The 25054-nt window shown below is 64.3% G+C and carries 25 protein-coding genes and 1 pseudogene; 12 read left to right on the forward strand and 14 right to left on the reverse strand.

The features are described 5' to 3' along the window. The first annotated feature begins 3 nt into the window (after positions 1 to 3). A complete protein-coding gene (gene yfiB, locus BLV47_RS27115; RefSeq protein ID WP_060841871.1) occupies positions 4 to 498 on the forward strand; it encodes an outer membrane lipoprotein YfiB in 495 nt (164 codons plus the stop codon). Positions 499 to 564: 66 nt separating this feature from the next. Here yfiB and BLV47_RS27120 read toward each other — a convergent pair whose 3' ends face one another. Next, entirely contained in the window at positions 565 to 1515 is a 951-nt protein-coding gene (locus tag BLV47_RS27120) for a LysR family transcriptional regulator (protein ID WP_092319362.1), read from the reverse strand. Between the two features lie 148 nt (positions 1516 to 1663). Here BLV47_RS27120 and BLV47_RS27125 point away from each other — a divergent pair, with 148 nt between their 5' ends. Continuing rightward, complete coding sequence (locus BLV47_RS27125; RefSeq protein WP_092319364.1) at positions 1664 to 3190, forward strand: CoA-acylating methylmalonate-semialdehyde dehydrogenase; 1527 nt, start codon at positions 1664 to 1666, stop codon at positions 3188 to 3190. A 10-nt stretch (positions 3191 to 3200) separates the two neighbouring features. Continuing rightward, complete coding sequence (gene mmsB, locus BLV47_RS27130; protein ID WP_092319366.1) at positions 3201 to 4088, forward strand: 3-hydroxyisobutyrate dehydrogenase; 888 nt, start codon at positions 3201 to 3203, stop codon at positions 4086 to 4088. A 100-nt stretch (positions 4089 to 4188) separates the two neighbouring features. Here mmsB and BLV47_RS27135 read toward each other — a convergent pair whose 3' ends face one another. The 3 genes from BLV47_RS27135 to BLV47_RS27145 all read right to left on the reverse strand — a co-directional run bounded on the left by BLV47_RS27135 (position 4189) and on the right by BLV47_RS27145 (position 5658). Next, positions 4189 to 4707 (reverse strand): RES family NAD+ phosphorylase, encoded by a 519-nt coding sequence (locus tag BLV47_RS27135; RefSeq protein ID WP_092319368.1) that lies wholly within the window; start codon positions 4705 to 4707, stop codon positions 4189 to 4191. Next, positions 4704 to 5189: a type II RES/Xre toxin-antitoxin system antitoxin gene (gene parS, locus BLV47_RS27140; RefSeq protein WP_092319370.1), complete on the reverse strand. Its 486-nt coding sequence runs from the start codon at positions 5187 to 5189 to the stop codon at positions 4704 to 4706. Before parS ends, BLV47_RS27135 begins: the two co-directional genes overlap by 4 nt. A 124-nt stretch (positions 5190 to 5313) precedes the next feature. Beyond that, complete coding sequence (locus tag BLV47_RS27145) at positions 5314 to 5658, reverse strand: cupin domain-containing protein (protein ID WP_060837409.1); 345 nt, start codon at positions 5656 to 5658, stop codon at positions 5314 to 5316. Positions 5659 to 5920: 262 nt separating this feature from the next. Between BLV47_RS27145 and kynB the strand changes: the two genes are divergently transcribed. From kynB to pdxR, 3 genes are all read left to right on the forward strand, one after another. Continuing rightward, positions 5921 to 6562, forward strand: a complete 642-nt coding sequence (gene kynB, locus BLV47_RS27150) for an arylformamidase (RefSeq protein ID WP_092319372.1) — start codon at positions 5921 to 5923, stop codon at positions 6560 to 6562. Between the two features lie 106 nt (positions 6563 to 6668). Further along, positions 6669 to 7520, forward strand: coding sequence for a tryptophan 2,3-dioxygenase (gene kynA / locus BLV47_RS27155; protein ID WP_016965441.1), 852 nt, complete (start codon positions 6669 to 6671; stop codon positions 7518 to 7520). A gap of 316 nt (positions 7521 to 7836) precedes the next feature. Next, positions 7837 to 9336 carry a MocR-like pyridoxine biosynthesis transcription factor PdxR gene (gene pdxR, locus BLV47_RS27160; protein WP_092319373.1) on the forward strand — a complete coding sequence of 500 codons (1500 nt, stop codon included), beginning with the start codon at positions 7837 to 7839 and terminating at the stop codon, positions 9334 to 9336. A gap of 1 nt (position 9337) precedes the next feature. On the opposite strand, the gene BLV47_RS27165 is transcribed toward pdxR, so the two are convergent. The 5 genes from BLV47_RS27165 to antA all read right to left on the reverse strand — a co-directional run bounded on the left by BLV47_RS27165 (position 9338) and on the right by antA (position 15142). Continuing rightward, positions 9338 to 10558 (reverse strand): benzoate/H(+) symporter BenE family transporter, encoded by a 1221-nt coding sequence (locus BLV47_RS27165; RefSeq protein ID WP_092319375.1) that lies wholly within the window; start codon positions 10556 to 10558, stop codon positions 9338 to 9340. 182 nt (positions 10559 to 10740) lie between these two features. Then, a complete protein-coding gene (locus BLV47_RS27170) occupies positions 10741 to 12141 on the reverse strand; it encodes an amino acid permease (protein ID WP_016964421.1) in 1401 nt (466 codons plus the stop codon). 78 nt (positions 12142 to 12219) lie between these two features. Beyond that, positions 12220 to 13242 (reverse strand): anthranilate 1,2-dioxygenase electron transfer component AntC, encoded by a 1023-nt coding sequence (antC, locus tag BLV47_RS27175; RefSeq protein ID WP_092319377.1) that lies wholly within the window; start codon positions 13240 to 13242, stop codon positions 12220 to 12222. A 17-nt stretch (positions 13243 to 13259) separates the two neighbouring features. Further along, on the reverse strand, positions 13260 to 13751 hold the full coding sequence (antB, locus tag BLV47_RS27180) for an anthranilate 1,2-dioxygenase small subunit (protein WP_092319379.1): 492 nt from the start codon (positions 13749 to 13751) through the stop codon (positions 13260 to 13262). 2 nt (positions 13752 to 13753) lie between these two features. Next, complete coding sequence (antA, locus tag BLV47_RS27185; protein ID WP_092319381.1) at positions 13754 to 15142, reverse strand: anthranilate 1,2-dioxygenase large subunit; 1389 nt, start codon at positions 15140 to 15142, stop codon at positions 13754 to 13756. A 338-nt stretch (positions 15143 to 15480) separates the two neighbouring features. Here antA and BLV47_RS27190 point away from each other — a divergent pair, with 338 nt between their 5' ends. Beyond that, a complete protein-coding gene (locus tag BLV47_RS27190) occupies positions 15481 to 16494 on the forward strand; it encodes an AraC family transcriptional regulator (protein WP_092319383.1) in 1014 nt (337 codons plus the stop codon). A gap of 6 nt (positions 16495 to 16500) precedes the next feature. On the opposite strand, the gene BLV47_RS27195 is transcribed toward BLV47_RS27190, so the two are convergent. Further along, a complete protein-coding gene (locus tag BLV47_RS27195) occupies positions 16501 to 16974 on the reverse strand; it encodes an Lrp/AsnC family transcriptional regulator (protein ID WP_092320574.1) in 474 nt (157 codons plus the stop codon). A 187-nt stretch (positions 16975 to 17161) separates the two neighbouring features. On the opposite strand from BLV47_RS27195, the gene kynU reads away from it, so the two are divergent. After that, positions 17162 to 18412, forward strand: coding sequence for a kynureninase (kynU, locus tag BLV47_RS27200; protein WP_092319385.1), 1251 nt, complete (start codon positions 17162 to 17164; stop codon positions 18410 to 18412). 110 nt (positions 18413 to 18522) lie between these two features. Beyond that, positions 18523 to 19951 (forward strand): annotated as a pseudogene (locus BLV47_RS27205) (amino acid permease). Here the strand turns inward: BLV47_RS27205 and BLV47_RS27210 are convergent. The 3 genes from BLV47_RS27210 to BLV47_RS27220 all read right to left on the reverse strand — a co-directional run bounded on the left by BLV47_RS27210 (position 19948) and on the right by BLV47_RS27220 (position 21898). Beyond that, complete coding sequence (locus tag BLV47_RS27210; RefSeq protein ID WP_092319389.1) at positions 19948 to 20319, reverse strand: MerR family transcriptional regulator; 372 nt, start codon at positions 20317 to 20319, stop codon at positions 19948 to 19950. The pseudogene BLV47_RS27205 and the gene BLV47_RS27210 overlap by 4 nt on opposite strands. 64 nt (positions 20320 to 20383) lie before the next feature. Then, on the reverse strand, positions 20384 to 20959 hold the full coding sequence (locus tag BLV47_RS27215) for an NAD(P)H-dependent oxidoreductase (protein ID WP_092319391.1): 576 nt from the start codon (positions 20957 to 20959) through the stop codon (positions 20384 to 20386). Positions 20960 to 21016: 57 nt separating this feature from the next. After that, positions 21017 to 21898 carry a LysR family transcriptional regulator gene (locus BLV47_RS27220; protein WP_092319393.1) on the reverse strand — a complete coding sequence of 294 codons (882 nt, stop codon included), beginning with the start codon at positions 21896 to 21898 and terminating at the stop codon, positions 21017 to 21019. A 215-nt stretch (positions 21899 to 22113) separates the two neighbouring features. On the opposite strand from BLV47_RS27220, the gene BLV47_RS27225 reads away from it, so the two are divergent. Beyond that, the gene (locus BLV47_RS27225; RefSeq protein ID WP_092319395.1) at positions 22114 to 22878 is read left to right on the forward strand and encodes a sulfite exporter TauE/SafE family protein; all 765 of its coding nucleotides are present in this window, start codon (positions 22114 to 22116) and stop codon (positions 22876 to 22878) included. On the opposite strand, the gene BLV47_RS27230 is transcribed toward BLV47_RS27225, so the two are convergent. After that, positions 22875 to 23210 carry a putative quinol monooxygenase gene (locus tag BLV47_RS27230; RefSeq protein WP_092319397.1) on the reverse strand — a complete coding sequence of 112 codons (336 nt, stop codon included), beginning with the start codon at positions 23208 to 23210 and terminating at the stop codon, positions 22875 to 22877. The two genes, BLV47_RS27225 and BLV47_RS27230, sit on opposite strands and share 4 nt — an antisense overlap. Positions 23211 to 23397: 187 nt before the next feature. Between BLV47_RS27230 and mdaB the strand changes: the two genes are divergently transcribed. Next, the gene (gene mdaB, locus BLV47_RS27235) at positions 23398 to 23988 is read left to right on the forward strand and encodes an NADPH:quinone oxidoreductase MdaB (protein ID WP_092319399.1); all 591 of its coding nucleotides are present in this window, start codon (positions 23398 to 23400) and stop codon (positions 23986 to 23988) included. A 68-nt stretch (positions 23989 to 24056) separates the two neighbouring features. Next, positions 24057 to 24968, forward strand: a complete 912-nt coding sequence (locus BLV47_RS27240; protein ID WP_092319401.1) for a LysR family transcriptional regulator — start codon at positions 24057 to 24059, stop codon at positions 24966 to 24968. The last annotated feature ends 86 nt before the right edge of the window (positions 24969 to 25054 follow it).

The raw sequence follows: 25054 nt of genomic DNA on the forward strand, positions 1-25054 counted from the left end.
TCAATGACGCAACGTTCGGTTCGACTGTTCAGCACCCTGGTATTCATGGCTCTGCTGGCCCTGGCTGGCTGCCAGAGCGTGCCGCCCAAGGGGCTGACCCCGAAACAGATCGCGGTACTGAAACAGGAGGGCTTCGAACTGACGGATGAAGGCTGGGCCTTCGGCCTGTCGGGCAAGGTGCTGTTTGGCAGCGATGTGGAAACCCTGAACCAGGCCAGCACCGAGATCGTCCAGCGCATCGGCAAGGCCTTGCTCAGCGTCGATATCCAGAAGGTCCGGGTCGACGGCCACACCGATGCTTCGGGCAAGGAAGCCTATAACGTTCAGCTGTCCGTGCGCCGGGCCAAGAGCGTGGTCAAGGTGCTGACCCAGGTCGGCATGCGTGAAGAAAACATCCAGCTGCGCGGCCTGGGCAGCAGCGAGCCGGTGGCCTCCAACAGCACCGCGGCCGGACGCACCGAAAACCGCCGGGTGTCGATCGTGGTGATCGCCGACTGATCGGCGACCTGCGTCCTTGCGGCCGCGAGGGACCCGGGGCGGTTTGGCCTTCGGGTCCGATGAGGGCTAGGGCGCGGCGAACAGCATGCTGCGACTGTCTCCCATGAGCAGCGGCTGATTCTGTTCGGTCACCTCGCGGATGTAGTCCCACAACAGAGTGATCCGCTTCAACTTTCTCAGATCCTCCCGGCAGTACATCCAGAACTGCCGGGTCAGGTTGATCTCCTTGGGCAATACCGGCAGCAGCCGCGGGTCCTGGGCTGCCAGGAAGCACGGCAGGATCGCCAGGGAGCGACCTTGCTGCGCCGCCACGTACTGGGCAATGACGCTGGTGCTGCGCAGGTTGGCGCTGGCCCCGGGCACCACATTGGCCAGGTACAGCAGCTCGGAACTGAAGGCCAGGTCATCCACGTAGCTGATGAATTGATGCTCACCCAGATCGCTGGGGCGGCGGATCGGCGGGTGACGGTCGAGGTATTCCTGGGTGGCGTACAGCTGCAGGCGGTAGTCGCACAGCTTGCAGCACACGTAGGGGCCGTGCTCCGGGCGCTCCAGGGCGATGACGATGTCCGCCTCGCGCTTGGACAGGCTGATGAAGTGCGGCAGCGGCAGGATATCCACCGAGATCGCCGGGTAGGCGTCGAGGAAATGGCTCAACTGCGGGGTGATGAAGAAGCTGCCGAAGCCTTCGGTGCAGCCCATGCGCACATGCCCGGACAACGCCACCCCGGAGCCCGAGACCTGCTCGCAGGCCATGTGCAGGGTGCTCTCGATCGACTCCGCATAGCCCAGCAGGCGCTGCCCTTCAGCGGTGAGGACGAAGCCGTTGGTGCGGGATTTTTCGAACAGCAGGGTGCCCAGGGCGGTTTCCAGCGAACCGATGCGCCGCGACACCGTGGTGTAGTCCACCGCCAGGCGCTTGGCCGCGCTGCTGGCCTTGCGGGTGCGCGCCACTTCGAGAAAAAACTTCAGGTCGTCCCAGTTCAGGGTGCTTAGCGAGGTGATGTTTTTTTGCATGATGGACCGGTTTTTATGTGCGTTCTTATTAGGTATTTGCACATCTATACTCCAAAAACCGTCCGACACCAACTCGCGACAGCCCCTCTTTCAAGGCGCTTGCCCGCCTTGGTTCCCTGCATAAGAACTCAAGAAGTCAGGAGACCCCATGAACGCATCCCTCAAGCCCGACGGCACCACCCTGCAACAGGTCAAACTGCTGATCGACGGTGAATGGGTCCAGTCCCAGAGCCAGGAATGGCATGACATCGTCAACCCGGCGACCCAGGAAGTGCTGGCCAAGGTGCCCTTTGCCACCGCCGCTGAAGTCGACGCCGCGATTGCCGCTGCCCAGCGCGCCTTCCAGACCTGGAAACTGACCCCGATCGGCGCGCGGATGCGCATCATGCTCAAGCTCCAGGCCTTGATCCGTGAACATTCCAAGCGCATTGCCGCCGTCCTCAGCGCCGAACAGGGCAAGACCCTCGCCGACGCCGAGGGCGATATCTTCCGTGGTCTGGAAGTGGTGGAACATGCCTGCTCCATCGGCACCCTGCAAATGGGCGAGTTCGCCGAAAACGTGGCCGGCGGCGTGGACACCTACACCCTGCGCCAGCCGATCGGCGTATGCGCCGGGATCACCCCGTTCAACTTCCCGGCGATGATTCCGCTGTGGATGTTCCCGATGGCCATCGCCTGCGGCAACACCTTCGTCCTCAAGCCTTCCGAGCAGGACCCGCTGTCCACCATGCTGCTGGTGGAGCTGGCGGTGGAAGCCGGGGTGCCGGCCGGCGTGCTCAACGTGGTGCACGGTGGCAAGGAGGTGGTGGATGCGCTGTGCACCCACAAGGACATCAAGGCGGTGTCCTTCGTCGGTTCGACCGCGGTCGGCACTCACGTCTATGACCTGGCGGGCAAGCACGGCAAACGCGTGCAATCGATGATGGGCGCCAAGAACCACGCCGTGGTGCTGCCCGACGCCAACCGCGAACAGACCCTCAATGCCCTGGTGGGCGCCGGTTTCGGCGCGGCGGGTCAGCGGTGCATGGCCACCTCGGTGGTGGTGCTGGTGGGCGCCTCGAAACAATGGCTGCCAGACCTCAAGGCGCTGGCGCAGAAGCTCAAGGTCAACGCCGGCAGCGAGCCGGGCACCGATGTCGGCCCGGTCGTATCCAAGCGCGCCAAGGCGCGGATTCTGGAGCTGATCGAAAGCGGCGTGAAAGAAGGCGCCAAGCTGGAGCTCGATGGCCGCAACATCCAGGTCCCAGGCTACGAGCAGGGCAACTTCATCGGCCCGACCCTGTTCTCCGGGGTGACCACCGATATGCAGATCTACACCCAGGAAATCTTCGGCCCGGTGCTGGTGGTGCTGGAGGTCGACACCCTGGATCAGGCCATCGCCCTGGTCAACGCCAACCCCTTCGGTAACGGCACCGGCCTGTTCACCCAGAGCGGCGCGGCGGCGCGCAAGTTCCAGAGCGAAATCGACGTCGGCCAGGTCGGCATCAACATCCCGATTCCGGTGCCGGTGCCGTTCTTCAGCTTCACCGGTTCCCGCGGTTCCAAGCTCGGCGACCTGGGCCCTTACGGCAAGCAAGTGGTGCAGTTCTACACTCAGACCAAGACCGTCACCGCCCGCTGGTTCGACGACGACAGCGTCAACGACGGTGTGAACACCACCATCAGCCTGCGTTGAGGAGCCTGACATGAACATCGCATTTATCGGCCTGGGCAACATGGGCGCGCCCATGGCCCGCAACCTGATCAAGGCCGGGCATCAGTTGAACCTGTTCGACCTCAACCAGAGCGTGCTGGCGGAGCTGGCGCAACTGGGCGGGCGCATCAGTACCTCGCCCAAGGCCGCCGCCGAAGGCGCCGAGCTGGTGATCACCATGCTTCCCGCCGCGGCTCATGTACGCAGTGTGTGGCTGGGTGAAGATGGGGTGCTGGCGGGGATCGCCGGCGGCGTACCGGCAGTGGATTGCAGCACCATCGATCCGCAGACCGCCCGCGAGGTGGCCGCCGCTGCCGCCAGGCAAGGCGTGGCCATGGCCGATGCGCCGGTGTCGGGTGGTACTGGCGGCGCTCAGGCCGGGACCCTGACGTTCATGGTCGGCGCCAGCGCCGAGCTGTTCGCCACCCTGCAACCGGTGCTGGCGCAGATGGGCCGCAACATCGTGCATTGCGGCGAAGTGGGCACCGGGCAGATCGCCAAGATCTGCAACAACCTGCTGCTGGGCATCTCGATGATCGGCGTCAGCGAAGCCATGGCCCTGGGCGATGCCCTGGGCATCGACACCCTGGTGCTGGCGGGGATCATCAACAGCTCCACCGGCCGTTGCTGGAGTTCCGATACCTACAACCCGTGGCCGGGGGTGATTGAAACCGCTCCGGCATCCCGCGGCTACACCGGCGGCTTTGGTGCCGAGCTGATGCTCAAGGACCTGGGGCTCGCCACCGAAGCCGCGCGCCAGGCGCATCAGCCGGTGGTGCTCGGCGCCGTGGCCCAGCAGCTGTACCAGGCCATGAGCTTGCGCGGGGAGGGCGGCAAGGACTTCTCGGCCATCGTCAACAGCTACCGCAAACCGCAATGATGCAGCGCCTCCGGGCCGCTCCATCCCATTGAACGCAGCCCCTTCAGCCGGGGCATTTGCGGGAACCTGCGTCGGGCCGGTTCCCGCTTTTTTTATCGGCTCAGTTCGGGCGGCCGGACACGCTGCGCGGGGGAGGGTTGAGGCGTGTGTCGAGGCCGAAGCGCTCCTGGATCACCACCTGGTACAACCCTTTGGCCAGCAACGGATTGATCAGGATGTTCCAGCTGTGGCGCGACACCGATGAGGGCACCAGCACGAACGGATGCTCGGCCAGCAACTGGTCGGCAAACTTCTGCTGACCCGCGCTGGGAATGCCCGGTACCAGCCAGTTGGGGTTGGGAATGCTGTGTTCATCGATCCGGTAGATGGCCGACGGGTCCTGGATCAGGGCGCCGGTGAGCACATGGGGCACGCTGTCCAGGGCGGCAAAGCCCTTGTGCACCGCCACTTCGAGAATCGCCGTGGCGGGGTCTGCGCTGCCGTACACGGCCTTGACCCCTTTGGAGTTCCAGCGACCACCGCACAGCTCGGCGCCGATGCCACTGTCCCAGCTGTCGGCGTGGCGGGCGGCGTCCAGTCGCCAGAAGTGAATCGCGCTGCTGCCGGGGGCACTGATCACTGATAGACCCCGTATTCCAGGCGGGCGAGGAACTCGTCCACCAGTTCGAAGCCGATGGGGTTGGTCAGCAGGTCCACCGGTTTGTGGCCATCGAGGCCCATTACCGGCTTGGCCATCCAGTCCTGTGCCTCTTCGCTGCTGCCGAAGATCTCCTGGGCCTTGGCCAGCACCTGGGCAAAGCGCACCGCACGGGCGCTCTGCTCCGGATTCAGGGGCTCGTCCGGGGTTTTCAGGCGGCGGTGCAGGGTGCGTTCGGAGAGGCCGATGATCTTGGCCAGGACCTGTTCGTCCTTGAGCATGGGCACCGAGGAGACGAACTTGATGATCGCCGTCAGCGGGATGCCTTCCTCGGTCAGCCGATAGATCGAGATGCGGTCGTCAAAGCGTGCCCGGCCACCCAGGAGGATGTCCGAAGACTGTTCTTTCAATACCAGCTTGCCCCGCCGCTTGGGGGTGAGGCCGGTGTCTGTCAGCGCAACCATGGGTCTACTCCTGCCATTGCCATTTGGCAGGGATTATATAGACATTTGGCAAGGAGCGTTGAGTTGAATGGCCGCCATGCCAGAGGAGCCCGGATTGCGCGGGCTCCCGGCGGGTGTTCAGGGGTCAGGCGAACACGAAGTACTTGCGCACGGTTTCCAGCACTTCCCAGGTGCCTTTCATCCCCGGTTCCACCACGAAGATATCGCCGGCACGCAGGTGGATGGGATCGTGGCCGTCCGGGGTGATCACGCAGTAGCCTTCCTGGAAGTGGCAGTACTCCCACTTTTCGTAGGCCACCCGCCACTTGCCCGGGGTGCAGATCCAGGTGCCCATGATCTTGCTGCCGTCCTCGCTGGTGTAGGCGTTGAGGTTGACGGTGTGTGGGTCGCCGGCGAGCTTTTCCCACTTGCAGGCATCGAGAACGGGCAGCGGATGGGTATCGCGCAGAACGGTAATGGGTTGCGACATGCTGTGCTCCTAGCGGGCAGAGAACTGAAGACGCACCCTATAGCGCCCGGCATGGCGGGGGATGTCTGTTCTCGACCTCGGGGTATCCAGAAGCGCTGCCGGGGCGGCCCGAAAGGGGCTGAAGGGGTTGCAAGATTCGGTTGGCGAAGCTCGCTTTATTAGCAGGATTTGCGAAATATCTGACAAGTACCGAGTTATTTCGCAAGAATCTTCAGCGGTATCGCTCGTATCATTCAGTCCGGAGTGACCGAGAGCCGCACGAATGGAAAAGACACCACGTTGGTGGGACATCAGCCCGCCCTTGAGTACCGCGACCCCGACCTGGCCGGGAGATACACCGTTCCAGGAGGAGCGCGTCTGGCAGTTCGGGCCCGAGTGCCCGGTGAATGTCGGGCGGGTGACCCTGTCGCCCCACACCGGCGCCCATGTCGACGCGCCCCTGCATTACCGGCCGGATGGCCTGCCCATCGGCGAGGTGCCGCTGGATGTCTACATGGGTCCGTGCCGGGTCCTGCATTGCCTGGACAGCGGCGCCCTGGTGCAGCCCGAAGCCTTGCTCGGGCGCCTGGACAACCTGCCAGCGCGAGTCTTGCTGCGCACCTATCCACAGGCGCCGCTGAGCACCTGGGACCCGGACTTCACCGCCGTCGCTCCGGCCACCGTCGAGCTGCTCGCCAGCCTCGGCGTGCGCCTGATCGGCATCGACACCCCGTCCCTCGACCCCCAGCAGTCCAAGACCATGGAGGCCCACAACGCCGTGGCTCGCCACGGCATGGCGATCCTTGAGGGGATCGTCCTGGATGCGGTGGCCGAAGGTGACTACGAACTGATTGCCCTGCCACTGCGCTTCGCTCACCTGGACGCCAGTCCGGTGCGGGCGATCCTGCGCCCCCTGGCTGATTGATTCCTACAATAAATACACAGCTGGCCGTCCGCGCCGTTGTGCTCCCCGAGTCCGGGTTGCGCAGCCTGCGGGTGGCAACCGCTGCCTGAGGCGAGGAGCCCACGCCATGAGCCAATGTCCTTTTTCAAGCAACCCACCGGATGAATGGCATAACGCCGAGCTGAATTTCTCCGACTCCATGAGCTACGGCGACTACCTGGACCTGGGGCGCATCCTCAGCGCCCAGCACCCGCTGTCGCCGGACCACAACGAGATGCTGTTCATCATCCAGCACCAGACCTCGGAGCTGTGGATGAAGCTGATGCTGCATGAGCTCAAGGCCGCCCGCGAGCAGGTGCGCCAGGGCCAGTTGCCTCCGGCGTTCAAGATGCTGGCGCGGGTGTCGCGGATCTTCGACCAGCTGGTGCACGCCTGGGCGGTGCTGGCGACCATGACGCCCTCCGAGTACAAGTCGATCCGCCCCTACCTGGGCCAGTCCTCCGGTTTCCAGTCGTTCCAGTACCGGGAAATCGAATTCATCCTCGGCAACAAGAGTGCGGCCCTGCTGCGGCCCCATGCTCACCGCCCGGAGCTGCTGCAGTCTTTGGAAGAGTCGATAGCCACCCCGTCCATGTATGACGAAGCGATTGCCCTGATGGCCCGCAGTGGCTTGAGTATCGATCCTGCGCGCCTGGCGTTGCAGAGCACCACCACGACCCAGCATGACCCGTCGGTGGAGGCGGCCTGGCGCGAGGTGTACGCCAACCCTTCGGCCTATTGGGACCTGTATCAGCTGGCGGAAAAATTCATCGACCTGGAAGACTCGTTCCGCCAGTGGCGCTTCCGCCACGTGACCACCGTTGAACGCATCATCGGCTTCCAGCCCGGCACCGGCGGCACCGAAGGCGTCGGCTACCTGCGCAAGATGCTCGACACCGTGCTGTTCCCCGAACTGTGGCGGGTTCGCTCCTCGCTTTGATCGCCCTGTTCACTTGACAAAAAACGGCGCGTCCTCGTCTTGGGGCCGCGCCGTTTTCATTGGGCTTGTCCATTGCCCTGTGGCGAGGGAGCTTGCTCCCGCTGGGGTGCGCAGCGCCCCCAACTACGGTCTGTGAGGTTCTTCAGGCAACCGCGCCAGCAGGCTTTGCGATTGCTGCGCAATCGAACGGGAGCAAGCTCCCTCGCCACATTCTCCATTCGCCGGCCGCGAAGGTTGCAGCAGCTGACGCAAGGGCCGCTGTGCAGCTAAAGTGGTCGCCCCTTGTGCGCCACTTTCATTTGAGCAGGCAGACCACATGTCCCGGACCTTCGAGCTTGAAACCCTCAACATGCGCCTCAACGATCCGCAGTTCGCGCCCCTGGACCTGCACCAGCGCATCCAGCGGGCCTTGCGCGGGCTGATCCTCGATGGTGCTCTGGGGCCAGGGGTGAAACTGCCAGCGACCCGTGGCCTGGCCAAGTCGCTCGCGGTGTCCCGGGATACGGTGGAGAACGCCTATGTGCAGTTGCAGCGCGACGGTTTCATCGTGCGTCGCGAAGGTTCGGGGAGCTACGTCTGTGAAAACATCGGCGCCCAGTTGCGCGGTGCCGCCCGGCGTCGCCTGCGTTTGCAGGAGCAGCCCCCCAGCGCCCGGGAACCGGGCTCGGGCCTGAGCCGGCGGGGCCGGCTGCTGGTCAAGCGCGGTGGCGTCACCGACCAGCAAGCGGTGAGCGCATTTGCCACAGGCTTGCCGGAAACCCGCAGTTTTCCCCTGGATGTCTGGGAGCGCCTGCAACGCCAGGTGCTCAAGGAGTACCGCGGCAACGTGCTGCTGCATGGTGACCCGCAAGGCGCCGAGCCGCTGCGCCAGGCCATCGCCGCCTACCTGAACCTGGAGCGTGGGGCCAAGGTGCGTGCCGAGCAGATCCTGGTGCTGAGCAGTACCCGGCAGGCGCTGTACCTCTGTGCCCAGCTGCTGGTGGATGCCGGCAAGCCGATCCTGATGGAGAACCCCGGCTACTTCGGCGCTCGCAAGGCCTTCGAGGCCGCCGAGGCCTGGATCAATCCCATCGATGTCGACGACCAGGGCATTCGCACCGACCTGCTGCGGGCCGACCGCAGTGGCGGCCAATGCGTCTATGTAACGCCCTCGCACCAGTACCCCAGCGGCGTCACCCTGTCCCTGGAGCGGCGCCTGGAGCTGACCCGCTGGGCCGCCGAGCACGGCAAGTGGATCATCGAGGACGACTACGACAGCGAGTTCCATTACGACGGCCTGCCCACCGCCTGTGTCCAGGGCCTGGACCCCTATCAGCGCACGCTCTACGTCGGCACCTTCAGCAAGACCCTCTACCCCGGCCTGCGCATGGGCTACATGGCCCTGCCCGATGAGCTGGTGGGCGCCTTCAGTGCGGCCCGCAGCATCATGGATGGCCACACGCCGCAGATCCTCCAGTTGACCCTGGCGCGGTTCATGGAGGAGGGCCACTACAACGCCCATGTGCGGGCCATGCGCAAGCTCTACGCCGGGCGCCGGCAAGTCATGCTCGATGCCATCGGGCGGCATTTGCAGGGCATTGCCGTGGCCTTGCCGCCACCGGGTGGGTTGCAGATTCCTTGCCTGCTGGAGCCCGGCTGGAGCGAGGAACTGACCCAGCAACGGGCCGCCCGGGCGGGCATCCAGTTGCCCGGGCTCAGCCGGCTCTATGCCAGCGAGCCGAAACGGCAGGGCTGGTTGCTGGGCTACGCCTCGCTGAGCGCTCATGAAATCGAAACCACCATGGCGCGCCTGTCCGTGGCCCTGCGCAAGACTTAGCTCAACGCTGGCTTTCAGGGGTAGCGGCGCGGCCAGCGAGGGGATGGGCCCGGCCGTGAATCAGCAGGTGCGCAGTCAAGCCGGCCACCAGCCCCCAGAAGGCGCCGCCGACTCCGAGCAGGGTGACGTTGGCCGCCGTGGCGAGGAAGGTGATCAGCGCGGTTTCCCGGGTGGCCGCGTCGGCCATCGCATTGGCCAGGCTGCCGCCGATGGCCCCCAATAGCGCCAGGCCCGCCAGGGTGCTGACAAAGGTCTTGGGCAGCACCATGAACAGGCTGGCCAGGGTCACGCCGAAGGTGCCCACCAGGAGGTAGAACAGCCCGCAGGCGACACCGGCGATGTAGCGTTTTTTCGGGTCCGGGTGGGCGTCCTTGCCGGTGCAGATCGCCGCGGTAATCGCCGCCACGTTGAAGGCGTGGGCGCCGAAGGGGGCCATCAGCAGCGAACCCAGGCCGGTGACCGTGAGCAGCGGGTTGGCGCTGGTAGCGTAGCCGTCATTGCGCAGCACCAGCATGCCGGGCATGTACTGGCCGGTGAGGGTGATGACGAACAGCGGCAAGGCCACCCCCAGCAAGGCCTGCAGGGAGAACTGCGGCGCCGTGAAGAGGGGTACGGCCAGGCTCAGGTGCACGGCTGAAAAGTCGATCCGCTGCTGTGCGATGAGCAGCCCCAGGCCTATCACCAGGATGCCCACCACGGCAAAGCGCGAGGTGAAACGCCGCAGCAGGGCGTAGGACACCAGCAGCACGATCACCAGCAGCGGGTCGGCGCTGGCGCCGCCAAAGGCGTTGATCCCGAATTGCAACAGAATGCCCGCCAGCAGGCCGGCGGCAATGCCCTTGGGGATCATCCGTACCAGCCTGTCGAAGGCCCCGGTGGCCCCCAGCAGCATGAAGCCCAGGGCCGAGATCAGATAGGCACCGATCACCTCGGCGTAGGGCGTGGAGGGCATCACCGTGGCCAGGAAGGCCGCGCCGGGGGTGGACCAGGCGGTGATGATCGGTGCTCTGTACCGCAGGCTCAGCCACAGCCCGGAAAGCCCCACGCCCACCGACACCGCCCAGACCCAGGACGCGGTCTGGGCCGTTGACAGCCGTGCCAGTTCGGCGGCCTGGAACACCAGGACAAAGGTTCCGCCGTAGTTCACCAGCACTGAAATCAGCGCCGCCACGCTGGGCGAGAAAACATCGTTCCAGCGCAGGCTTGTCGTCGTTCTGTTCATCAGCCGCTCTCCATCCAGAAACAGGCTCCCAGGCTCGGGTGCCGGGAGGACGTCGATTCTAGGGATTGGGTGGACTGTTGCTTCAGGCCGCATTTGCCGTTATCGGCAGACCGCTTTTGCGCCGCCGATAAAAAAGCCCGGCCTTGAGCAGGCCGGGCTTGCGGGTGTTGCCTGCGTGAGGCTTAGTGCAGCGCAGGTTGCCCGGCCTTGCGCGCATGGCTCAGGCGGTAGAAACCCCAGATCACCAGGACCCACACCGGAATCGCATACACCGAGGCGCGGATGCCCGGAATCATCCACATCACGCCAACGATCATCAGCATGAAGGCCAGGCACAGGTAGTTGCTCAATGGCGACCAGAACGCCTTGAACGACGGCACCACGTTCTGCTCGGCCATGGCCTTGCGAAAGCGCAGGTGGGTCAGGCTGATCAGTGCCCAGTTGATCATCAGCGCGGCCACCACCAGGGCGAACAGCAACTCCAGCGCTTCGTGGGGCGCCAGGTAGTTGACCAGTACGCAGAGCAGGGTGATCAGGGCGGAGATGCCCAGGGCCAGGATCGGCACGCCTTGCTTGTTGAGCTTCATCAGCGCCTTGGGTGCGTCGCCCTGTTCGGCCAGGCCGAAGAGCATGCGGCTGTTGCAGTACACGCCGCTGTTGTACACCGACAGCGCCGCGGTCAGGACCACGAAGTTGAGGATCTGCGCCGCCGCGTCACTGCCGATCAGCGAGAAGATCTTCACGAAGGGGCTGCTGCTGTAGGCGTCGCCGCCGGCATTCAGGCTCACCAGCAGTTCGTCCCACGGGTACAGCGACAGCAGCACCGCCAGGGCGCCGACGTAGAAGATCAGCACCCGGTACACCACCTGATTGATGGCCTTGGGGATCACCTTGCGCGGCTCGGCGGCTTCGGCGGCGGTGATGCCCACCAGCTCCAGGCCGCCGAAGGAGAACATGATGAAGGCCATGGCCATCAGCAGGCCGGTGCCGCCGTTGGGGAAGAAACCGCCGTGGGACCAGAGGTTGCTCACCGAGGCCTGGCTACCGCCGCTACCGCTGAACAGCATGTAGCAACCGAGGACGATCATGCCGACGATGGCCACCACCTTGATGATGGCGAACCAGAACTCGGCTTCACCGAAGAACTTCACGTTCATCATGTTGATCAGGTTGACCAGCACGAAGAACACCGCCGCGCTGACCCAGGTGGGGATTTCCGGCCACCAGAACTGCACGTACTTGCCCACTGCGGTGAGCTCGGCCATGCCCACCAGGACATACAGCACCCAGTAGTTCCAGCCCGCGAGAAAGCCAAAATAACCACCCCAGTACTTGTGGGCGAAGTGGCTGAAGGAACCGGCCACCGGCTCCTCGACGATCATTTCTCCCAACTGGCGCATGATCAGGAAGGCAATGAAGCCGGCAATCGCATAGCCGAGGATCATCGAGGGGCCGGCGGACTTGAGTACCCCGGCCGAACCGAGGAAGAGTCCGGTGCCGATCGCCCCGCCCAGGGCGATCAACTGAATATGGCGATTCTTCAAGCCACGCTTGAGTTCACCTTGTTGCAAGGTTTGATCCACTAATGTGCGCTCTCTTCTAGTTGTTATCAGGACAGATCCCAGGGTGAATGGGACCGATCGCGGCTAAATGCTGACGGATCAGATATTACTCTCGGTAAACCGCTCGTAATACAGCTGGACGCGGTTAAGTTGCTGTTCTTGCAGCCAGATTCGGATCGAATCGACCATCGGTGGCGGTCCGCACACGTACAGGTCGCTGTCGCTGTCGCGCAGCTCGCTGCTGTCCAGGTGCTCGGTGATGTAGCCGCGCTTGCCCGGCCAATCCGGGTCGGCGTCGCTGATCACCGGGGTGAAGCGGAATGCCGGCAGGCGCTCGCCCAGGGCCCGGATGCGCGCCAGTTCGCACAGATCGGCACTCTGGCGCACGCCGTAGTACAGGTGCACCGGTTGCTGGCAGCCCTGCTCGACGATCTGTTCGAGCATCGCCAGCAGCGCAGACAGCCCGGTGCCGCCGGCCACCAGCAGCAGTGGCCGGCTGATCTGGCGCAGGTAGAACGCCCCCAGCGGCGCCTCCAGCTCGATGCTGTCGCCCACCAGGCAGCGCTGGCGAATGTAGTTGCTCATCACCCCGTCGGGCAGCAGGCGGATCAGGAACTGCAACTGGTTGTCCGCCCCCGGCCGGTTGGCGAAGGAGTAGGCCCGGCTGCTGTCGGTGCCTGGAATCCGCAGGCGCGCGTACTGGCCGGGGAGAAACTCCAGCGGCGCCTCGCTGCAGCCCAGGTCCAGGTGCAGGATCGCGGTGCTGTCCGACACCTGGCGCACGTCGATCACCGAGCCTGTGCGCCGCAGCGGGTCGGCGCTGTGGCACAGGCTGGAATCGAAATCGAAGTAGAACGCCGCATCCGACTGCACCCGGGTCTGGCAGGTGAGCATCTTGCGCTGCTCCAGGTCCTGGGGCGAGAGGGCCTCCTCGTCCACGTAGTCCTGGCTGTACAGGCCCGACTCGCAACGGCCCTGGCAGGTGCCGCAAACCCCTTCGCGGCAGTCCAGGGGGATCTTGATGCCGTTGCGCAGGGCGGCGTCGAGCAGTATTTCATTGGCCTGGACCGGGAAGAACAGGGTCTTGCCGTCGGCAAAGCTGAACGCGACCTTGTGCGTCATGGGAGAACTTCCGTGGGTCAGAGGTGATAGAAATCGAGCACCGAGTTGATCGTGTCGTTGAGCAGCAGCACGTGCTTGCGCTGGATCAGCCAGCTGTCGCCGTCGGGCTTGAGGTCATAGGTGGCGTGACCGTAGAAGTCCTCGGAGGTGGCCAGGCGATAGAACAGCGTGTGCCAGTTCAGGCGCACCTGCAGATGGCCGTTGTCGCCCTCGGCGATGCGCAGGTTGCTGACCAGGTGCAGGGTGCGCGGCATGGGAATGGTCGAGGCCGCCTTGCCGGTACGCAGGCGGAACACCCGGTCTTCGAGCCCCGAACGGTTGGCGTAGTAGATCAGCGACATCTCGCGTTTCGGGTCCCGGGTGTAGACGTGTTCCGAGTCCCACTGCGGCAGGTGGAACTCGCTGTCCACGGCGAACAGCTGCAGGTAGGCGTCCCAGTCCTGGGCGTCGCACAGTTCGCACTTGCGATAGAAGAATTGCTCGATCTGGTACTGCAGTTGCGCATTCATGTTCATACCTCACGCAGTTTCAGGGGCTGGCGCTGCAAGCCGTCGAGGAGGAATTTCTGCCAGTTGCGGTGCTGGTTGACGTACAGCCCCTCGTGGGTGATCTCGGTGCCGGTCATGGCCGGCTGGATGCCCAGGTTCTCGCTGTTGGCGGTGGGGCCGGTGGCCCAGCGGTGATGGCCGCGGGAGACATCGCTCCAACGCTCCAGGCGCCCCTGGAAGCCGCGTTGGGCCTCGCGAAATTCCACCAGGTCGTCCGGCGTGCCCATGCCCGAGACGTTGAAGAAGTCCTCGAACTGGCGGATGCGGTTTTCCCGGTCGGCGTCGCTCTCGCCCTTGACCCCGATGCATTGGCTGATGATCTCGGTCTTGTTCCAGGCGATGGGGCGGATGATCCGCAGCTGCGAGCTGATCTGGTCGAGAAAGAACAGGCTGGGGTAGATGTTCAGGTTGCGCAGGCGGTGCATCATCCACTCGGCCTTGGCCTGGCCATGTTCGGCCACCAGGCGCGGCATGATGCTGGCGTAGCCGGAACGCACCGCCGGGTTGGGCATCTCGCTGAACAGCACGCTGTGGCCGTTGTTGAAGGCGAACCAGCCGTCGTCGGTGCTGGCGTCGCCGGCGCCGAGCTTGCTGTAGTCCAGGGTGGCGCTGCTGCCGCTGCCATTGTCGCGGTTGACCTGCTGGCGGTGCTGCACCGTGGCCACGTAGTTGTAGTGCACGGTGCTGACGTGATAACCGTCCAGGCCGTTTTCGTTCTGCAGCTTCCAGTTGCCGTCGTAGGTGTAGGCGGACTTGCCCGGCAGCACCTCCAGTTCACCGTTGGGGGACTGGGCGACCATCATGTCGAAGAAAATCCGCGCATCACCGAGGAAGTCTTCCAGGCTGTTGTCGGCGGCCACGTCCAGGCTGATGAAGACAAAACCCTTGTAGCTGTCGATGCGGGCCTTCTTCAGGCCGCGGGTGGCCTTGTCGAAGCCTTCGTCGTATTCCCCCGGGGCCTTGACCTTCACCAGGCGCCCGTCGCTCTTGTAGCACCAGGCGTGGAACGGGCAGGTGAAGGTCGACTGGTTGCCCTTGCCGACCCGGGTCAGGGTGGTGCCGCGGTGCTGGCAGGCATTGATCAGGGCGTTGAGCCGGCCCTCGCCGTCGCGGGTGATGATCATCGGCTGGCGCCCGGCGCGCATCGTGATGAAGTCGTGGTTGTTGGGCAGTTCGCTTTCGTGACAGGCGTAGATCCAGTTCTTCTCGAAGATCAGCTCCATCTCCAGATCGAACAGCTCGGGCTCGGTGAACATCTCCCGGGCGATACGGAACACGCCGTCCGCGGGGCGAAAATCCAGGCAGCCGTGGATGAAGTCCTGCCACTGTTCGACGCTTCTTGCACCACTCATGAGTCGGTACCTTTTTTATTCAGGTCAATCGGGTGCCGTCATTAGAGAGAGTGCGGGGCGCCGGTGGCTATCCGCTTAGTCGGCCAAGGCCATCCATAAAATTGCCTGGGTAGCCTCTACCCACAATCGGGCGGATAAGCGATCGACGGCTGCATCGCGGGGCACCGATCGGCTACTGTGAGCCCAGCCAGATGAGGACGATGGGGGCGGGTTATCCACTTAGTGGGCGATTGCTATCCACTGGGTTGGCAGCGTTGCCGACTGGCGCAAAACTTGCCCTGTCACACAAGACGCGCCGTCAGAGCGCGCTGAATAAAAATTGCCGTGGGTGCGCCGTGATGAATAGCAAGGCTGATGGGCTGTTTCGCGAGATTCGTATCGATCGCTATGACCTCGAAGGGGCCAGGAGCTGGATGTCGGGCATCTGTGGTCCGCATCGCCTGGTAACCGCGACCCCGGAACGGATCCGTTTTCACCACAGTGCCAACGTGCTCAGGTCACGCTCCACGACCCTGGGCATCATCGAGTACGGCACCGATGTGACCGTCGATATCGAAGACACCGAGCGCTTCAGCAGCTACAGCCTGAGCCTGCCCCTGTGCGGCGAGCAGGAGCTGAGCAAGGACGGTCGGCTGCTGCATTCGGACCCTGACCAGGGAGTGATCATCGCCCCCAACGAAAGCCAGGTGCTGGCCATTTCCGGCGACTGCCGCAAGCTGCAGGTGGTGATTTCCCGACCGGCCATGAGCGAAGCCCTGGAGGCCCTGCTGCAACGCCCGGTGGAGCAGCCGCTGCGCTTCGAAGCGGCGATGGACGCGCGGCAGGGGGCCACCGCGGCCTGGTGGCGCATGGCACAGCACTTCATCGGCGAACTGACCCAGGGCAACGAGCTCTATGAACAGCTGGCCTTCACCCGGGAAATCGAAAGCTCCCTGATCAAGGGCCTGATCCTGGCCCAGCCCAACAACTATTCCAGCGAGCTACGGGCCATGCTCGGGGTCAAGCTGCCGCATTACCTGGTGCGAGCTCGCCAGTACCTGCATGAGCATGCCCGTGAAGCGGTGCACCTGGAGGACCTGGAGGCCGCCGCCGGTGTCTCGCGCTTCAAGCTGTTCGAGGCCTTTCGCAAGTACTTCGCCCTGTCGCCCATGGCCTACCTCAAGCGCCATCGGCTCAACGGCGTGCGCCAGGAAATCCTTGAACACGGCGCGGCGCGCAATATTTCCGAGATCGCCCTGGGCTGGGGGTTCACGCACCTGGGGCGGTTTTCCGCGGAGTACCGCAAGCTGTTCGACGAGGCGCCCAGCGCCACCGCGCAGCGCCACCCGGCACGGCGCCCGGCAGGTTTCTAGGCCGGGTTACTTGCGCAGCACCAGATCCAGCAGGCCATCCTGCTCCTTGATCTTCTGCAGGACGATTTCCGAGCGGATGTCGGTGACCCCCGATGCGCGGTTCAGGTGATTGACGATGAAATCCGAGAAGTGCTTGAGGTTGCGCGCCCGCACCCGCAGCACGTAGTTGCTGGCGCCGGTGATCACGTAGGCGGCCACCACTTCCGGCCATTGCTGGACCTTGCCGATGAACGTCTCGTGCCAGCCCTCCACGTCCTGGCGCAGGGACACGTGGACTATGGCTTCCAGCTCGATCCCCAGGCGCTCGGCATTGAGCTGGGCGCGGTAGCCGCTGATGATCCCGTCGCCTTCGAGCATGCGCAGGCGGCGCAGGCAGGCGGAGGGTGAAAGGGCGACTTTCTCCGCCAGTTCCTGGTTGCTGATACGTCCATCCTGTTGCAGGAAGTAGAGGATGCGCAGGTCGGTGGAGTCGAGGGTCATGGCTGGCATAAATCCGCGTTTTTTATTGGAGGATTAGAATTTTATTCGAGAGTAGTACGGTAACGCGCTGCACTTTGCACGAAAATTCTAGCGGGCTTCGTCCATTATTTCCTGAGTTTGCGGGTCGCCCAGACCCCGTGCCCGGCCCGCGCTGGCGGGCATGACCTTGACCAAGACAGGACTTCCAATGATCGATAAAAACCACTGCCTGCGTCTCGATGAACAGGACCCACTGGCGCCGCTGCGCCAACAGTTCGCCCTGCCCGAGGGGGTGATCTACCTCGATGGCAACTCCCTGGGTGCCCGCCCCGTGGCGTCCCTGGAGCGGGCCCGGCAAGTGATCGAGCAGGAGTGGGGCAATGGCCTGATCCGCAGCTGGAACAGCGCCGGCTGGCGTGACCTGCCCCAGCGCCTGGGTGATCGCCTGGCCCCGCTGATCGGCGCCAACAGCGGTGAAGTGGTGATCACCGACACCACCTCCATCAACCTGTTCAAGGTGCTCAGCGCGGCCCTGCAGGTCCAGGCCGAACGCGCCCCTGAGCGGCGGGTGATCGTCTCCGAAAGCAGCAACTTTCCCACCGACCTGTACATTGCCGAAGGCCTGACCCGGATGCTTGAACAGGGCTATTCCCTGCGCCTGGTGGACAGCCCAGACCAACTACCGGCGGCCATCGACCAGGACACGGCGGTGGTGATGCTGACCCACGTCAACTACAAGACCGGCTACATGCACGACATGCAGGCCGTGACCTCGCTGATCCACGAGGCCGGCGCCCTGAGCCTCTGGGACCTGGCCCATTCGGCCGGCGCGGTGCCGGTGGAGTTGAATCGCAGCGGCGCCGATTACGCCATCGGCTGCACCTACAAATACCTCAATGGCGGCCCCGGCTCGCAAGCCTTCGCCTGGGTCGCGCCGAACCTGTGCGATCTGGTGACCCAGCCACTGTCCGGCTGGTTCGGCCATGCCCGGCAGTTCGACATGGCCACCCAGTACGAGCCCGCCAGCGGCATCGCGCGCTACCTGTGCGGCACCCAGCCGATCACCTCCCTGGCCATGGTCGAGTGCGGCCTGGAAGTCTTCGAACAGACCGACATGCAGAGCCTGCGGCGCAAGTCCCTGGCCCTCACCGACCTGTTTATCGAGCTGGTAGAGCAGCGCTGCGCCGGCCATGACCTGAAGCTGGTGACTCCGCGCGATCACGCCAAGCGCGGCAGCCACGTGAGCTTCGAGCACCCCGAAGGCTACGCGGTGATCCAGGCCCTGATCGCCCGTGGCGTAATCGGTGACTACCGCGAGCCGCGGATCATGCGTTTCGGCTTCACCCCGCTGTACACCCGCTTCAGCGAAGTCTGGGACGCGGTGCAGATCCTCGGTGAAATCCTTGATGAAAAAACCTGGGCCCAGGCGCAGTTTCAGGTGCGTCACAGCGTGACCTGAGTCGGCTTCACTCCCTGATCGCCGCCACTTGCGGCGATCAGGGCCAGCGGCACAAGGACGGGCCGTCACACTGATTCATACGTGCACACAACAATAAAGAGGCACTCAAAGTGACCACCTCCAACAAGGGTTTCGAAGCGATTTCCAATCGCGAGCACGGCCTGCGGCGCCAGCTGACCGCCGGCCAGATGAGCATGATCGCCATCGGCGGGGCCATTGGCACCGGGCTGTTCATGGGCAGCGCCTATGCCATCGGTTATGCCGGCCCCAGCGTGCTGCTGAGCTACGCCATCGGGGCGTTGATCACCCTGATCCTGATGGGCTGCCTGGCGGAAATGACCGTGGCCCATTCCACCTCCGGCTCCTTCGGCGCCTATGCCGAGTTCTACGTCAGCCCGCTGGCCGGGTTCCTGGTGCGCTACGCCTATTGGGCGGCCATCGTCCTGGCGGTGGGCGCCGAGGTCACGGCCATTGCCATGTACATGAAGTACTGGTTCGCCAACGTTCCGGAATGGGTGTGGATCATCTCCTTCTCCAGCGTGCTGATCCTGCTCAACGCCATCAGCGTGAAGACCTTCGGCAACTTCGAATACTGGTTCTCCACCATCAAGATCGCCGCCATCGTCGGCTTCATCATTCTTGCGGTGTACGTGGTGTTCGGCTCCGGCAACCCCGAGTACGGGCTACACAACTACAGCGCCCACGGCGGCTTTTTCCCCAACGGTTTCGAGGGCATGTGGATCGCGGTGATCGTGTCGATCTTCAGCTACCTGAGCGTGGAAATGATCGCCGTGGCGGCGGGGGAGGCCAAGGACCCGCAGCGCGCGGTGAAGCAGGCCTTTCGCGCGACTATCGTGCGCCTGGTGGTGTTCTACCTGCTGACCCTGGCGCTGATGCTGGCCATCGTGCCCTGGGTCCAGGCTGGCAAGGCCCAGAGCCCATTCGTCACGGTGATGCAGACCATCGGCATTCCCGGGGCCACCGGGGTGATGAACTTCGTGATCCTGATCGCCGCGCTGTCGGCGATGAACAGCCAGCTGTACATCACCACACGGATGATGTTCAGCCTGTCCCGCGCCGGTTACGCGCCCAAGTCCATGGGAGCCTTGAGCAAGAGCGGGATTCCGCTCAATGCCCTGCTGCTGTCCAGCTCCGGCATCGCCCTGGCGACCCTGGTCAACGTGCTGTACCCGGAAAGCTCGTTCACCCTGATGATGGCGATCTCGATGTTCGGCGCGATCTTCACCTGGTTCATGATCTTCCTCACCCACTACTGCTTCCGCCGCTATCACCAGCGCCACGGCGAGCAGCAGCTGTCGTTCCGCATGCGCCTGTTTCCCTATAGCACCCTGCTGGGGCTGGTGCTGATGGCGGCGGTGATGATCACCACCTTCTTCACCGAGGCCTTCAAGATGACCCTGGTGTTCGGGGTGCCGTTCCTGCTGTTGCTGACCCTGGTCTACTACCTGTGCTTTCGTAAGCCGAGGACGGTCGCCGGATTGTCCGAGGTCTGAGGCCACGCCTGCCTGGGCGCCCTAGAGGCCGCCCAGGGGGCACTCCTCGCGGGCCTGTTGCAGGCTGGTTTCGAAGACTTCGAGCCGGCCCTGCAACTGCTGCAAGTCATCGATCTGTTGTTGCAGCTCGCGCCTCTTTTGCGCCAGGGCGGCCTGGGCGCGGTCCCAGGGAAAGGCCTGGCCTTTGTGCGTGGCGAACACCTGCTGCAATTCCTTGAGCTTGAAACCCAGCTGCTGCGCGCACTTGATGAACATCAGCTGCTCGACGCTCTGCGTGTCATAGAGGCGGTAGCGACCCTGGCGCGGAGCTTCGGGCAACAGGCCGATGGCTTCGTAATGACGGATGCTCTTGACCGTGGTTCCGGACAGTTGCGCGGCTTGGCCGATGTACATGAAGGCTCCTTTTCCAGTACCGGGCCGTCCGGCGGTGGACGGCGTTGCGCATTATCCGGCGCTTTCACTGCCTGGCAAGGCACTGCGCCTGCGTCAGCCAATCCGCCTTGCGCGCTTCGCTGGCGTCCAGCACCGGGCCAAAGGTCAGGGTGCGCAAGGGCTTGATGCCGCAGAAGTCCAGGGTGGTGCGGCGCATCTGCTGCAGGCCGGGCATGCGGTAGAACCAGCGGAAATACCAGGGCGGGGTGTCCATGGTCACCATCAGGTGGGCGGTGCGGCCCTTGAGCAGTTGCTCGGGAAAGGCCTTGCCGGGGCGGTACTTGAAGGCGAAGCCCGGCAGCAGCACGCGGTCGATAAAACCTTTCATCAGCGCCGGAATCCCGCCCCACCAGATGGGAAAGACCCAGGTCAGGTGCTCGGCCCAGAGGATGTCGGCCTGGGCCTGGCGCAAGTCTTCTTCCAGGGGCTGGATCTGCCGGTAGCCTTCATGCAGCACCGGGTCGAAGTGCAGGTCGCCGAGCCTGAGCTGGCGCACCTCATGCCCGGCCTCCTGCGCCGCCTTCACGTAGCGCTCGCTCAATGCCGCGCACAGGCTGTGGCCGGAGGGGTGACCGAGAATCACCAGGATGCGTTTGCTCATTTGTCGTGGTCCTTGAGGAATAAACCCCAAGGCTAAAGTCTGCCCCTAAGGGGAGAGTCAAGGTTCCAGCAGCGCGCGACACAAGCCCTGTGCATACAGCGGCAGGGCCTCGAAATCACGGGCGCACAGCAATAGCCGGCGTCGGGCCCAGGCCTCGTCCAGGGGACGGCTGTGCAGTGGCAGATGATGGTTGCGCTGCAGGGCGGCCAGGGGCACCAACGCCAGCCCGGCGCCACGGGCGACCATGCGCAGCTGCGCGTCGAAACCCTCGGCGCGGATGCGCAATTGCATGCGCCGGCCCAGGTGCAGCGCTTGCTCCTCCAGGTACACCGCCAGGGCGCTGTGGCTGGCCAGGCCGACGTAGTCGTGGGCCAGGCTGTCGCTGAAGCTGGGGGCCGGCCGGGTGCTCAAGGGGTGGTCCGCAGGCATCACCAGCACCAGTGGATCGTCGCGAAATGCCCGGGTCATCAGGCCCTGGGTGTCCACCGCGTCGGAGACGATCCCCAGGTCCGCCGCGCCCTGGCGCAGGGCATGGGTGATGCGCTGGCTGGGCAGTTCCTGCAGCTCGATATCGACCTGCGGATGGCTGCGCAGGAAGTCCGCCAGCAGCTCCGGCAGGTACTCGCTGAGGGCGGTGGTGTTGCACAACAGGCGGACCTGGCCCTTGACCCCCCTGGCGTATTCGCCGAGGTCCTGTTGCAGGTGCTCGGCGTACAACAGCAGCGTCCGCGCGTGCTGGGCCAGGGCCTTGCCGGCGGCTGTCGGGCTGATGCCTCGCCGCCCGCGCTCAAGCAACTCGATGCCCAGCGAGGCTTCCATGGCGCGGATCCGAGCGCTGGCGGCGGCCAGCGACAAGTGGCTGCGAGCGGCCCCGGCGGTGATATTGCCGGCCTCCAGAATATTCAGGTACAGGCGCAGGTCGATCAGGTCGAAGTGCATGGGGCATTCCTCGGCGAACATCATCTTTGTAGGAGCCGGCTTGCCGGCGAAGAGGCCTCAGGATTTTGCCTCGGGCCTGAGCGCGCCTTCGCTGGCAAGCCAGCTCCTACGGCATCGGCGGGCGATAGGTTGTTGCATGTGCCTATTGCTGGGCAAGAGGCTGGCTCAATATATGGCAGATTTTCAGCGCGACGTGCAGGGCGCAGGATAGGCCCATGAACAGCTCACTCGCGTTTTACCAGAATCTCGGAATGGCCCTTTCTTTGCTGGTCATCGGCACGTTTTTGCTGGCCGGCATGGTCAAGGGCGTGATCGGCCTCGGCCTGCCCACCATTGCCATGGGTTTATTGGGGCTGGCTATGGCTCCGGCGCAGGCTGCGGCCTTGCTGATCATTCCGTCGACCCTGACCAACCTCTGGCAACTGGCCTTTGGCGGGCACCTGCGCGCCTTGCTCAAGCGTCTGTGGCCGATGCTGCTGGCGATCTTCGTCGGCACTGGCGCCGGTGCCCTGTGGCTGGGCATCGAGGGCGGGCATTGGGTGGTGCGGGGGGTGGGCGCGGCGTTGCTGCTGTATGCCCTGAGCGGCCTGCTGCTGCCGACCCTGCGGGTGTCGCCGGCCCAGGAGCGCTGGCTGGCGCCGTTGTGCGGGCTGGTCACCGGGGTGATCACCTCGGCCACCGGGGTGTTCGTGATTCCGGCGGTGCCCTATCTGCAGGCCCTGGGTTTGAACAAGGAGCAGTTGGTGCAGGCCCTGGGCCTGTCGTTCAGCGTGTCGACCCTGGCCCTGGCCGCCGGCCTGCTGTGGCGTGGCACCCTGGGCGGGGCCGAACTGGGGGCTTCAGTGCTGACCCTGGCCCCGGCGCTGCTGGGCATGTGGCTGGGGCAATGGTTGCGCCAGCGCATCAGTGCCTTGCTGTTCAAGCGAGGGTTCTTTATCGGCCTGGGCCTGTTGGGCGGGCATCTGCTGATCAGTGGCTAGATCTTGTGCTCGGGGCCTGCCGCGGCCGGGCTGAGCATGTCGATGGCGCGGATCTCGAAGTCGCGCTCCAGGTAATCCATGCGGGCCTCAAGGAACTGCTGCATGTGCGGCAGGCTGGAGTGGGTGTCCAGCGCCGCCTGGGAGGCCCAGACCTCGTAGAAGATGAACAGGCTCGGGTCTTCCCGGTCCCGCAGCATGTGGTACTCGATGCAGCCGGGTTCGGCGCGGCTGGCGGCGACATGGCTGAGGAAGAACGCCTGGAAGGCGTCGGCGCGTTCGGGGCGGGTCTTGGCGTGGAGGATAAAGGCCTGGGGCATGTGCAAAGCACTCATTGACGGGGAGGTGGCGCAAATCCTAGGGCAAATATCTGCTGGTGATTCGTGCGTTTTGGTCAAATGTATTTTGAGCAACCCGGGCTTATTCTCCGCTCCCTGGCTGATTAACCTGCCGCCATCGTTTGCAACCTTCACAGCCCGCCGCTGCCAATGCGCGATGGGTTGTCCCCGATGAGGCCGGATCATGAAAAAAGTACTGCTGCTCAATGGCGCCAAGCAATTTGCCCACTCCGATGGCCGCTACAACGCCACCCTGCACGACACGGCGCTGGCGGTGTTCGACCGTGGCGGGGTCGAGGTCAAGGTCACCCAGATCGACGAGGGCTATGACATCCAGGAAGAAGTGGCGAAGTTTCTCTGGGCCGACGTGATCATCTACCAGATGCCCGGCTGGTGGATGGGCGCGCCGTGGATCGTCAAGAAGTACATCGACGAAGTCTTTACCCAAGGCCACGGCAGCCTCTACGCCAGCGATGGCCGGACCCGTTCCGACGCCTCGCAGAAATACGGCAGCGGCGGCCTGATCCAGGGCAAGCAGTACATGCTCTCGCTGACCTGGAATGCACCGCAGCAAGCCTTCGACGACCCGAGCGACTTCTTCGAAGCCAAGGGCGTGGACGCGGTCTACTTCCCGTTCCACAAGGCCAACCAGTTCCTTGGCATGAGCGGTTTACCGACCTTCCTCTGCGTCGATGTGATGAAGCGCCCGAACATCGAAGGCGATGTGCAGCGTTATGCGCAGCACCTCAAGGCGGTGTTCAATCTCCCAGGCTGAATCCGGCTACTATTGAGTGCCTTGAAATTCAGCGGGGCGTTCTGCCCCCGCGCCGCCTGAGGACTCCTGTGAAAGCCCGATCCGACGAGTTGCAAGTCTTCGTCTGCGTCATCGAGTGCGGCTCGATTTCCGCTGCTGCCGAACAGTTGGCCCAGACCCCTTCGGCAGTCAGCCGCAGCTTGTCGCGGCTGGAGGCCAAGCTCGACACCACGTTGATCAACCGCACCACCCGGCGCATGGACCTGACCGAAGAGGGGCGCTACTTCTTCGAGCAGGCCAAGCGCATTCTCGATCAGATGGACGAGCTCGAAGAACGCCTGTCCTCGCGCCAGCGCACTCCGTCCGGGCGTTTGCGAATCAACGCCGCCTCGCCCTTCATGCTCCACGCCATCGTTCCCCACGTGGCCGAGTTCCGCCGGCTGTACCCGGATATCCAGCTGGAGCTCAACAGCAACGACCTGATCATCGACTTGCTGGAACAAAGCACCGACATCGCCATCCGCATCGGCGTGCTGGCGGATTCGACCTTGCATGCCCGCTCCCTGGGCTGCAGTCCGTTGCATATTCTGGCCAGCCCGGATTACCTGGCCCGCCACGGCACGCCGCAGAGCGTGGCGGAACTGGCCGGACACACCCTGCTCGGTTTCACCCAGACCGAAACCCTCAACCACTGGCCGTTGCGCCATGGGCACGGCGACCGCTGGCCGATCCAGCCAGGCATCAGTGCCTCCAGCGGCGAAACCTTGCGCCACCTGGCACTGGAAGGGCAGGGCATTGCCTGCCTGTCGCATTTCATGACCATCGACGACATCCGCGCCGGGCGCCTGCAACCGCTGCTGGCCTCGTTCAACAGCGGCTATCGCCAGCCGATCAACGCGGTGTACTACCGCAACTCGCAACTGGCCCTGCGCATCCAGTGCTTCCTGGACTTCATCCAGGGCAAGCTGGCGGACTACGCCAACCCCGAGTTCCAGGGCTGAAAGCTTCGTTCCCCGCCTATCACCCGGAGCCGGCTTGCTGGCGAAGGGGGCCTGCGTATTTGGCGCCATTCCCGAGATCGCTTTCG

The organism is Pseudomonas saponiphila, assembly GCF_900105185.1.
GTDB classification, from domain to species: Bacteria; Pseudomonadota; Gammaproteobacteria; order Pseudomonadales; family Pseudomonadaceae; genus Aquipseudomonas; species Aquipseudomonas saponiphila.

What these genes read in the sequence shown, in the direction of transcription:
- BLV47_RS27165 (WP_092319375.1), bottom strand. Translation starts at nt 10,558, where the DNA reads ATGAACAGAACGACGACAAGCCTGCGCTGGAACGATGTTTTCTCGCCC.
- antA (WP_092319381.1), bottom strand. Translation starts at nt 15,142, where the DNA reads ATGAGTGGTGCAAGAAGCGTCGAACAGTGGCAGGACTTCATCCACGGC.
- kynU (WP_092319385.1), top strand. Translation starts at nt 17,162, where the DNA reads ATGATCGATAAAAACCACTGCCTGCGTCTCGATGAACAGGACCCACTG.
- mdaB (WP_092319399.1), top strand. Translation starts at nt 23,398, where the DNA reads ATGAAAAAAGTACTGCTGCTCAATGGCGCCAAGCAATTTGCCCACTCC.
- antB (WP_092319379.1), bottom strand. Translation starts at nt 13,751, where the DNA reads ATGAATGCGCAACTGCAGTACCAGATCGAGCAATTCTTCTATCGCAAG.
- BLV47_RS27125 (WP_092319364.1), top strand. Translation starts at nt 1,664, where the DNA reads ATGAACGCATCCCTCAAGCCCGACGGCACCACCCTGCAACAGGTCAAA.
- BLV47_RS27195 (WP_092320574.1), bottom strand. Translation starts at nt 16,974, where the DNA reads ATGACCCTCGACTCCACCGACCTGCGCATCCTCTACTTCCTGCAACAG.
- kynB (WP_092319372.1), top strand. Translation starts at nt 5,921, where the DNA reads ATGGAAAAGACACCACGTTGGTGGGACATCAGCCCGCCCTTGAGTACC.
- BLV47_RS27215 (WP_092319391.1), bottom strand. Translation starts at nt 20,959, where the DNA reads ATGAGCAAACGCATCCTGGTGATTCTCGGTCACCCCTCCGGCCACAGC.
- mmsB (WP_092319366.1), top strand. Translation starts at nt 3,201, where the DNA reads ATGAACATCGCATTTATCGGCCTGGGCAACATGGGCGCGCCCATGGCC.
- parS (WP_092319370.1), bottom strand. Translation starts at nt 5,189, where the DNA reads ATGGTTGCGCTGACAGACACCGGCCTCACCCCCAAGCGGCGGGGCAAG.
- BLV47_RS27210 (WP_092319389.1), bottom strand. Translation starts at nt 20,319, where the DNA reads ATGTACATCGGCCAAGCCGCGCAACTGTCCGGAACCACGGTCAAGAGC.
- BLV47_RS27190 (WP_092319383.1), top strand. Translation starts at nt 15,481, where the DNA reads ATGAATAGCAAGGCTGATGGGCTGTTTCGCGAGATTCGTATCGATCGC.
- yfiB (WP_060841871.1), top strand. Translation starts at nt 4, where the DNA reads ATGACGCAACGTTCGGTTCGACTGTTCAGCACCCTGGTATTCATGGCT.
- BLV47_RS27225 (WP_092319395.1), top strand. Translation starts at nt 22,114, where the DNA reads ATGAACAGCTCACTCGCGTTTTACCAGAATCTCGGAATGGCCCTTTCT.
- BLV47_RS27230 (WP_092319397.1), bottom strand. Translation starts at nt 23,210, where the DNA reads ATGAGTGCTTTGCACATGCCCCAGGCCTTTATCCTCCACGCCAAGACC.
- BLV47_RS27220 (WP_092319393.1), bottom strand. Translation starts at nt 21,898, where the DNA reads ATGCACTTCGACCTGATCGACCTGCGCCTGTACCTGAATATTCTGGAG.
- pdxR (WP_092319373.1), top strand. Translation starts at nt 7,837, where the DNA reads ATGTCCCGGACCTTCGAGCTTGAAACCCTCAACATGCGCCTCAACGAT.
- antC (WP_092319377.1), bottom strand. Translation starts at nt 13,242, where the DNA reads ATGACGCACAAGGTCGCGTTCAGCTTTGCCGACGGCAAGACCCTGTTC.
- BLV47_RS27120 (WP_092319362.1), bottom strand. Translation starts at nt 1,515, where the DNA reads ATGCAAAAAAACATCACCTCGCTAAGCACCCTGAACTGGGACGACCTG.
- BLV47_RS27145 (WP_060837409.1), bottom strand. Translation starts at nt 5,658, where the DNA reads ATGTCGCAACCCATTACCGTTCTGCGCGATACCCATCCGCTGCCCGTT.
- kynA (WP_016965441.1), top strand. Translation starts at nt 6,669, where the DNA reads ATGAGCCAATGTCCTTTTTCAAGCAACCCACCGGATGAATGGCATAAC.